We start from the raw sequence: 8,168 nt of genomic DNA, 5'->3' as shown, positions 1-8,168 counted from the left end.
CGGCATGTTGAGCGGCCAGCAGCCTCAACCTGCGCAAGGCGGTATCGGCGGATTGCTGGGCGGCCTTCTGGGAGGACAATCCAAGGCTCAGGCCCAGACCGGCGCGATGGGTATGCTCGGCGGCCTTCTCGATGCAGATGGCGACGGCAATGCCGTGGACGATATCTTCCAGATGGTGATGAACCGCCGCTAGGGCTTGGAACCGGATGATGTGTGAGGCATTCAAGCCTCATGCATTTTTCCCGAACGCAATGGCTGTGCGCCAGTCTCAGCCTGCTTGTATTCGCCGGTCTTGCCTTGGGCGAGGCCGGCCTCTGGCCGCTTGAGGCGTTTGATCGTGCCATCACGGACGCAGTGCCCGCCCTTCGCACCGAAACACTGAACCTGCTGATGCTCGCCGTCACGGCGCTCGGGAACACTCGCTTTCTTGTCTTCGTGGCCTTCACGACCGTGTTGGCCCTGCTGGCTGCAAAGGCGTGGCGCGAAGCCCTGCTCTTTGGCACGGCCTTCACACTGATGCCGCTCATCGTGAAATTTCTGAAGATGACGATCGCCCGTCCCCGACCCACAGTCGATCTCTATGGCGGCGTTGAATCCTTCAGCTTTCCGAGTGGGCATGCCACCAATTCAGCGCTCATCTATGGCGCATTGGCCCTGCTCGCGCTGGCCGTATTCCGCAAGCTTCCCGGCCGTCTACTCGCCTTGGCCTTTGGTGTGCTCGCCATCATGATCGCCGTCTCTCGAATCTATCTTGGTGCGCACTGGCCGAGCGACACGCTTGCCGGGCTGGCCCTCGCAAGCCTGATGCTGACATGCGTGTCGGCCATTCAGGACGAGCTGCGCCTGCCCGAAGCCGCACGCTTCGTGCCTGTTGTATTGATCCTGATCACCGCTGCCTTCCCGCTCTATCTCCTGATAGCGCTGCCTGAGGCGCGTGAACTCTATACAGCGCTGCACCCGGAATAGGCCTCGCCCCGATCCGGCAATCACGCTAAGCGGGCGGGCATGCTGACCCGCGGAAAAGTCATTTCCCTCGCCGTGCCGATCATTCTGGCGCAAGCCGCGACCGCCACGACGGGCGTCGTTGATACGGCCATCATGGGCCGGTTCGGGGACAAGGCAGATCTGGCTGCCGTCGCCATCGCGGCTGTGGCCTACAGTTTCATTTATTGGGGCTTCGGCTTTCTGCGCATGTCGACCACAGGCCTGACGGCGCAGGCCAATGGCCAGCACGACACAGCCGAATCCCGCGCCATCCTCCTGCGCGCACTCATGCTGGGTGGCGCGATCGGAGTGGCGCTTTTCCTGCTCTCTCCTCTTCTGAAGATAGGCACGTTCGCGGCCTTCGAAGGGACTCAGACCGTCGAGTCCCTTGCCAAGGGCTATTTCAATGCACGCATCTGGGGCGCGCCCGCATATCTGATGGGCCTCGCCGTCACCGGCTGGATGCTCGGCACTGGCAAGACCGGCCAGATGCTCGCCTTCCAGATCGTGATGAATGGCACCAATGCCGGGCTGGATGCCTGGTTCGTCGCAGGCCTCGATTGGGGGCCGACCGGGATTGGCGCAGGCACAGCCATCGCTGAATGGGTCGCGCTGATCTTCGGCCTTATCCTTGTCGCGCCTGCCTTCCGCGGCCATGCCCGCCTGCTGGACCGGGACAAGCTCACCGCGCCGTTTGCGGCCAATCGCGACATCATGATCCGCACATTGGCGCTGGTCTTCTGCTTTGCCTGGTTTGTCCGCTCCGGCACGCTGATCTCCACTGCGGTGACGGCCGGCAATGAAGTCTTGCTCCAGTTCATTACCGTCGCCGCCTTTGTATTGGACGGATTTGCCTTCGTGGCGGAGAAAGAAGCTGGCGAAGCCTATGGCGCGCGCGACGGCAAACGGCTTGCCCGGGCCATGCGCCTGACAACAGAGTTCGCCCTTATCTCCGGCGCAGCGATCTCGCTGCTTTATCTTTTCGGCGGCGGCTGGGTGATCGAAACCTTCATTCGTGATCCAGAGGCGCGCGCCGCAACGCTGGCCTATCTTCCGTGGTGCGCCGCTGTCCCCCTGCTCGGCATCGCTGCGTGGCAGCTGGACGGGCTTTTCCTTGGCACGACCCAAGGCCGCGCCCTGCGGAATGCGGGAGTCATCTCAGCTGTGCTCTATCTCGGCGCCGACATGCTGCTGCGTCCGGCCTGGGGCAATACCGGTGTCTGGGCAGCTTTTCTGACAATGTATGTGTTTCGCGCGGCCGCCCTCGGCGCCTATGTGCCGCGCCTGTTCAGAGATCTTTCCCGACCGCATCAGCCAACGTCGTGAAACCGTCCGCCTGCAACAGGCGGACAAGTTCGCGATTGATCTGTTCGGCCAGACCGGGCCCTTCATAGATCATCGCAGAATAAAGCTGGACCGCATGGGCCCCTGCCCGAATCTTGCGATAGGCATCGGCCCCGCTGGCTATGCCGCCTGCCCCGATCAGATCAAACTCACCCTTCAGTTCACGCGCGAAACTTGCCAGCACGTCCGTGGAGGGATTCATGAGGGGCGCGCCAGATAGCCCCCCCGCCTCACCCTTGTCAGCACTCTTCAGTCTGTCCGGTCGCGCAATCGTCGTGTTGGAAACGATCAGGCCGGACAGCCATGCGCCCGGTCCGCGCACAACGCCGCAGATATCTGTAATGGCTTCCGGGTCGAGATCCGGCGCCACTTTCAGGAAGACTGGCTTGCCCGCACGCTCAGCCGCACCGCACGCCATCAGCAAAGCTTCGAGCGATGCCTTGTCCTGCAAGCCGCGCAGGCCCGGTGTGTTGGGCGAGGAAATATTGACCGTGATATAGTCCGCATGGGGCGCAACGGACTCGATGCCGCGCACATAATCCGCAATTCGGTCATCACTCTCCTTGTTCGCCCCGACATTCGCGCCGAGTGGCACGGCACCGGAATACACTTTGAGGTTCGCGACGAAATTGTCGAGACCTGCATTGTTGAACCCCATCCGGTTGATGACGGCCTTGTCAGCGCTGAGGCGAAACAGGCGCGGCTTCGGATTTCCCGCCTGGGGCTTCGGCGTGACGGTCCCGCACTCTACAAAGCCGAAGCCAAATTTCGACATGGCGGTCGGCACGTCGCAATTCTTGTCGAATCCCGCGGCAAGACCCACCGGCCCGGACAGGACGAGTCCTGATTTCGGCAGCTTAACTGCGAGCGTCGGATGGGTTGCCGGCGGATTGACCGGCACGCCCAGGCGCTCCTTCAGAAGACGGATCGTTGTTGTGTGCGCCGCTTCCGGCGGCAACAGCTTGATTACGGCAACGCCAAGATCAGTCAGGCTCATCATTCAAATCCTCTGGCATGAGCGGGGCGCCATTCTCTGCACGCGCAAGCCGCCAAACCGCATCGGCCTTGGCAATCTGCAACCGCCCGTAGAGGTGCGGGAACAATTGCCCACCCCGGCTCGTTTCCCATTTGAGTGGCGGCAAACGGTCCACGGGAAAGCGGACCAGCCGCACGTCCTTGAGACCCTTGAAATACTTGTCCGCCGTTTCGCCGACCTGCGCCGCCGTGGACAGATGCACATAACCATCGTCACGGTCCAGCGGCACATTGGTCACCCCGGAGGCCTCGGCAGCACGCCATTGGTCGTCGGTCAGCAATTTGTAGACATGCGTATCATCCATACGCGCCATTCAACAGGCTTTGACGCGCGGCGCAATATTGGGTCACTGTGACACTGGAATAAGGGGACAAATGACATGCCATCACGGATCAGCCAGGAAGAAGCAGAATCGCTGCACCTGCCCAATGGGCGCACTGTCGCCGACGAGATCGCCGGCTTCGACCGGTTCTCTGACTTAATGGATACGCGCTTCAGGATTGCCGGCGTGCCGTTTGGTCTCGATTCCCTGCTCGGCATTATCCCCGTCGCAGGCGATGCTGTCACTGGCGCAGCTGGCCTTTATGCCCTCGGCACCGCGGCCCGGCTGAAACTGCCCATCACGGCGCACATACACATTATCTGGAATCTGGTCGTCGACGTGGTCCTCGGCTCTGTCCCACTGGCGGGCGACGTATTCGACTTCTTCTTCCGGTCACACCGCAAGAATTTCCGCGTGGTGGAGAAACACCTGATCAAGCGCGCCAAGCGCCATCACAAGGACATGGCCAAACGCCTAGATGCTTGATTTGGACTCTTCACTCGCCCGCGAGATCAGCCACTCGCCCTTGCCCGACTCGCATGCCGCGAACCGCCCGCGCTCCTTGCCCGGAATGACATAGGAAATATCCCGGCACGTCAGGGCAACACTGCGATCCACCTGCGCCGTCACCGAACGCTGCACAGCATTATATTCGCTGACCGAATAACTCACCGTCTTCAGCACAGGCCGGCTCGCTTCGCGCATGGTCGTCTGCTCGACCGTAATCTCGATCTGGCCGCCTTGTGGCAACGCAATCGTGGAAACCGCGCCATCCTGCGCGGAGTTCACGATGGACAGGAATTCAGCCTGCAAGGTTTCGAGGGCCGCCGCGGATACGGGCGCATCAGCGGTGCGCTGCACCCGCTCGGCCATGAAGGCTTCGACCTTTTGAGAGGCTTGTTGAACCGGTTGCGGACGGTCAAAGGCGCGAACATGCGCGCCATTGGGCTTGAGGGCGGGCGGCGCAGCACGCTCGACGGGTGTCTGCGCAACCAGGACAAGGGGCTTTGACGGTTTCAGCGAGGCCGTGGTTGGCATTGGGCCACTATACGCTGCCCAGGTCGCCACGGGCTTGGCCTTGGGTGTGCGGACCAGCGGCTTGACCTGCGGCGTTGGCGCCACCGGCAAGCTGACCGCATTCGCCATCGACACATACTGAACCGGTGCGCGCAGCGCCTGCACTTCCGCAGCAGCCACCCGGCGCGCCTCGGCAAGACGGTCAGCTTCAATATTGGCGAGCCTCAGGGCTTCGGTCTCGGCATGCGCGATGCGGCGCGCTTCCAGTTCGGCAAGGCGCGTCGCCTCGGCGCGCGCAGCTGCAGCTTGCTCTGCATCCAGTTTGGCCTGGCGGATCGCTTCCATGCGCGCCACCCGTGCGGCTTCTTCCTCGGCAAGGCGGCGCTTCTCGGCAGTGGCATCTGCAAGCCGTGTCGCTTCGGCAAGACGCGCAAGGCGCTGTTCTTCGGCAAGCTGTTGCGCTTCCGCCTCGGCAATGGCCGCAGCCGCGCGGCGTTCTGCTTCAGCAGAGGCGGCCACAGCGGCAACGCGCTGGGCTTCACTATGCACTTCATTGCGTGCGGCAATGTCAGAGGCGATGGCCTTGTAGTCGAACCAGGGCTGGGCCGTGCCATCGGCGGGCGCGGAGGCGCTCGCCATAGCGAGTGCAGACGCCTGGCTGGACGTGATCCGCTGGCTGGTTGCCGCTTTCAGCGCGGCATGTGTTTCAGCAGCCGCGGCGGCATCCTCGTCGCCATCGACCCCGTCAGCGCCGTTCAGCGCATTGTCAGCCGCCATGAAAGACAGGCCCGCAAAGCCGAGCACGGCAAGACCCGCAAACATGATCTGCGACAGCTTGGCCATGCGCGCGCCCATGCCGGACGCATCATCGCCGTCTCCGCCGCCGAGGGTCAGACCATTCGACAGCGTGATCGCAGGCAATGCGCCGCCCATGGACGACACGGCCCGCATCAATATCGGCGTGACACGCATCTGCGGCTCGGCAACCGCATTCACAGGCCGTTTCGGCTTGGCCGCCCGCATCGGCGCGGGGCGGTTACGGCCTGCGTCCAGTGTTGGATAATGAATGCCGGATGTGATGGCCAGCGTGGACTGGGTCCGCACCGCGCGGCGCGCTTCAAGCCGGTCGCGGAAAGAGGCCTCCGCCACACTCTGGCGCGGCGCATCGGCGCGCGTATCCGTGCAGTCCAGGACGGCACGGCGAAGGGCTTCGGGAAGTACGGAAACGGGCTCGCGCCGATCTGTCATGTGCGTCTCAAGCATGACCCTATCTAACCCCCAGCTGCCTACCTTAACCTTAACGGCCCGACTATATCGCGTTAACCGGGATCAAACTATCCCTTCCGCCAAAGAGTCTTGTGAGACTCTCGTGAACGCCCGGTCCCGGCGCAACGCTTGTAATCGCGGGCTTTCCCTCCTATTGCATCCCCGCAATCAGCAGGTCCCCGAACAAGGTACAAATTCATGTCCGTTTCCGCTCCGAAAAAAGTCGTGCTCGCCTATTCCGGCGGACTGGACACGTCGATCATCCTGAAATGGCTGCAGACGGAATTCGGCGCCGAAGTCGTCACCTTCACCGCAGACCTCGGCCAGGGCGAGGAGCTGGAGCCGGCCCGTGCCAAGGCGCTCGCCGCCGGGGTGAAGCCGGAGAACATCTTCATCGAAGACGTGCGCGAGGAATTCGTCCGCGACTTCGTCTTCCCGATGTTCCGCGCCAATGCCGTCTATGAAGGCGTCTATTTGCTCGGCACCTCGATTGCCCGCCCGCTGATCTCCAAGCGCCAGATCGAGATTGCCGACATGGTCGGCGCAGACGCGGTCTGTCATGGCGCAACCGGCAAGGGTAATGACCAGGTCCGCTTCGAGCTGGGCTATTATGGCCTGAACCCCGACATCAAGGTCATCGCTCCGTGGCGCGACTGGGATTTCAAATCCCGCACAGATTTGCTCGCCTTCGCCGAACAGCACGGCATCGAGATCACCAAGGACAAGCGCGGCGAGGCCCCCTTCTCCGTCGATGCGAACCTGCTGCACTCCTCCTCCGAAGGCAAAGTGCTGGAAGACCCGGCCGAGCCTGCGCCGGAATTCGTCCACATGCGGACGATTAGCCCGGAAGACGCCCCTGACGAAGCCGAGATCATCACGATCGGCTTTGAGCGCGGCGACGCCGTTTCCATCAATGGGGAAGAGATGTCCCCCGCCACGCTGCTCACCGCGCTGAACGCGTATGGCAAGAAGCACGGCATTGGCCGGCTGGACCTACTCGAAAACCGCTTTGTCGGCATGAAGTCGCGCGGCATCTATGAGACGCCCGGCGGCACCATCCTGCTGACGGCGCATCGCGGCATCGAACAGGCCACGCTCGACAAGGGCGCGGCCCATCTGAAAGACGAACTGATGCCGCGCTATGCGGAGCTGATCTATAATGGCTTCTGGTGGAGCCCGGAGCGCGAAATGCTGCAGGCCGCCATCGACCATTCCCAGCGCTGGGTGACGGGCGAAGTGACGCTGAAACTCTATAAGGGTCAGGCCTACCTCACCGGTCGCTCCAGCCCCTATTCTCTGTACCGGGAAGACATTGTCACCTTCGAAGACGACCACGGCGCCTACGACCAGAAAGATGCCGAAGGCTTCATCAAGCTGAACGCGCTGCGGCTAAGGCTCTTGGCGGGGCGGGACCGGAAGTTCGGGAAGAATTAGGCACCAGCCTTTGGTTGTTCTAATCTGAATGGAACCGCAAAGACCAGATTCCTTCCCCTTTTTCACCGGCGATCTTGAACCAATCATCTCCACCTAAAAAGGCTTCTGAATCGGAGGATCTTTGCTCAAGTTCTTTGCGAACTACGGCAGGCAGTGAAGTCGGTGTTGATCGCCCGGCTTGCGAACGCTGTTTTTTTACAGTCACGTATATGTCATCCAAACGAGCCGTTCCACCCAAGACGCGAAGCGCTTCTCGAACATCATCGCACCAACGGACTGTCGGAAGTGTAGGCCTCGACTTTTCCATCATGGGACGGTCGCCCCTACTTAAGGATCTTTTTTTCCTCGGCCGCAGCGACGAAACTGGAACGCGCTTTCCGTGGTCGTCTAGGTAAAACCATACCTGCCAAGCATTTTCGTTGTTCCGAGAAAGTGCTCGACTTAACCCGTTTAGACTAGCCGCTCTGGTTTGGGTCCCTTTGATCCACCATTCCCCGCCTTGCACAACAGCACAGACTTCTTTTCCGGCCATGTTCCGAAAAACTTCAAAACCTTCGGAGAAATGCACTTCATTTCTTCGGTCCATGATGCCTACGGTTTGCTCATTCTTCAAGTTTGCTCTGGGATCACTGACAAAGTCAGCGAGTATTCGTCGAAGAATCTGGTCCTCGGATTCTTCACCCGACTGACGTACCGACCAGATCATCGCGAAAACATTCGTAGATATCAAAATTTGCCTCACGCAACGCATCATCTACCTCCATT

8 protein-coding genes and 1 pseudogene are annotated in these 8,168 nt (G+C 61.3%); 5 read left to right on the top strand and 4 right to left on the bottom strand.

Annotation, left to right across the window (positions count from 1 at the left end; translation table 11 throughout):
* The 3 genes and pseudogenes from B4F73_RS02470 to B4F73_RS02460 all read left to right on the top strand — a co-directional run.
* A pseudogene (locus tag B4F73_RS02470) lies at window positions 1–193 on the top strand (hypothetical protein); the annotation flags it as partial.
* Window positions 194–231: 38 nt separating this feature from the next.
* Window positions 232–966: a phosphatase PAP2 family protein gene (locus B4F73_RS02465; protein WP_206991885.1), complete on the top strand. Its 735-nt coding sequence runs from the start codon at window positions 232–234 to the stop codon at window positions 964–966.
* Between the two features lie 39 nt (window positions 967–1,005).
* Complete coding sequence (locus B4F73_RS02460) at window positions 1,006–2,310, top strand: MATE family efflux transporter (RefSeq protein ID WP_290482427.1); 1,305 nt, start codon at window positions 1,006–1,008, stop codon at window positions 2,308–2,310.
* On the opposite strand, the gene B4F73_RS02455 is transcribed toward B4F73_RS02460, so the two are convergent.
* Both B4F73_RS02455 and B4F73_RS02450 read right to left on the bottom strand, forming a co-directional pair.
* Complete coding sequence (locus tag B4F73_RS02455) at window positions 2,273–3,325, bottom strand: quinone-dependent dihydroorotate dehydrogenase (RefSeq protein ID WP_290482426.1); 1,053 nt, start codon at window positions 3,323–3,325, stop codon at window positions 2,273–2,275. The two genes, B4F73_RS02460 and B4F73_RS02455, sit on opposite strands and share 38 nt — an antisense overlap.
* Entirely contained in the window at window positions 3,312–3,677 is a 366-nt protein-coding gene (locus B4F73_RS02450) for a DUF952 domain-containing protein (protein ID WP_233347876.1), read from the bottom strand. The genes B4F73_RS02455 and B4F73_RS02450 overlap by 14 nt, the downstream gene beginning before the upstream one ends.
* Before the next feature lie 66 nt (window positions 3,678–3,743).
* Between B4F73_RS02450 and B4F73_RS02445 the strand changes: the two genes are divergently transcribed.
* A complete protein-coding gene (locus B4F73_RS02445; protein WP_084333537.1) occupies window positions 3,744–4,172 on the top strand; it encodes a DUF4112 domain-containing protein in 429 nt (142 codons plus the stop codon).
* Here the strand turns inward: B4F73_RS02445 and B4F73_RS02440 are convergent.
* Window positions 4,161–5,951 carry a hypothetical protein gene (locus B4F73_RS02440; protein WP_290482425.1) on the bottom strand — a complete coding sequence of 597 codons (1,791 nt, stop codon included), beginning with the start codon at window positions 5,949–5,951 and terminating at the stop codon, window positions 4,161–4,163. The two genes, B4F73_RS02445 and B4F73_RS02440, sit on opposite strands and share 12 nt — an antisense overlap.
* A 216-nt stretch (window positions 5,952–6,167) precedes the next feature.
* On the opposite strand from B4F73_RS02440, the gene B4F73_RS02435 reads away from it, so the two are divergent.
* A complete protein-coding gene (locus B4F73_RS02435) occupies window positions 6,168–7,403 on the top strand; it encodes an argininosuccinate synthase (protein WP_290480378.1) in 1,236 nt (411 codons plus the stop codon).
* A gap of 19 nt (window positions 7,404–7,422) precedes the next feature.
* Here B4F73_RS02435 and B4F73_RS02430 read toward each other — a convergent pair whose 3' ends face one another.
* Complete coding sequence (locus B4F73_RS02430; protein ID WP_290482424.1) at window positions 7,423–8,109, bottom strand: hypothetical protein; 687 nt, start codon at window positions 8,107–8,109, stop codon at window positions 7,423–7,425.
* Window positions 8,110–8,168 lie beyond the last annotated feature (59 nt).

This window comes from Hyphomonas sp. UBA3601, from assembly GCF_002375605.1.
GTDB lineage: Bacteria > Pseudomonadota > Alphaproteobacteria > Caulobacterales > Hyphomonadaceae > Hyphomonas.
This window is presented reverse-complemented; position numbering and strand designations above follow the sequence as displayed.

Excerpts from the sequence above, each read along its gene's own strand:
- B4F73_RS02435 (WP_290480378.1), top strand. The coding sequence starts at position 6,168 with ATGTCCGTTTCCGCTCCGAAAAAAGTCGTGCTCGCCTATTCCGGCGGA.
- B4F73_RS02460 (WP_290482427.1), top strand. The coding sequence starts at position 1,006 with ATGCTGACCCGCGGAAAAGTCATTTCCCTCGCCGTGCCGATCATTCTG.
- B4F73_RS02440 (WP_290482425.1), bottom strand. The coding sequence starts at position 5,951 with ATGACAGATCGGCGCGAGCCCGTTTCCGTACTTCCCGAAGCCCTTCGC.
- B4F73_RS02445 (WP_084333537.1), top strand. The coding sequence starts at position 3,744 with ATGCCATCACGGATCAGCCAGGAAGAAGCAGAATCGCTGCACCTGCCC.
- B4F73_RS02430 (WP_290482424.1), bottom strand. The coding sequence starts at position 8,109 with ATGATCTGGTCGGTACGTCAGTCGGGTGAAGAATCCGAGGACCAGATT.
- B4F73_RS02450 (WP_233347876.1), bottom strand. The coding sequence starts at position 3,677 with ATGGCGCGTATGGATGATACGCATGTCTACAAATTGCTGACCGACGAC.
- B4F73_RS02455 (WP_290482426.1), bottom strand. The coding sequence starts at position 3,325 with ATGAGCCTGACTGATCTTGGCGTTGCCGTAATCAAGCTGTTGCCGCCG.
- B4F73_RS02465 (WP_206991885.1), top strand. The coding sequence starts at position 232 with ATGCATTTTTCCCGAACGCAATGGCTGTGCGCCAGTCTCAGCCTGCTT.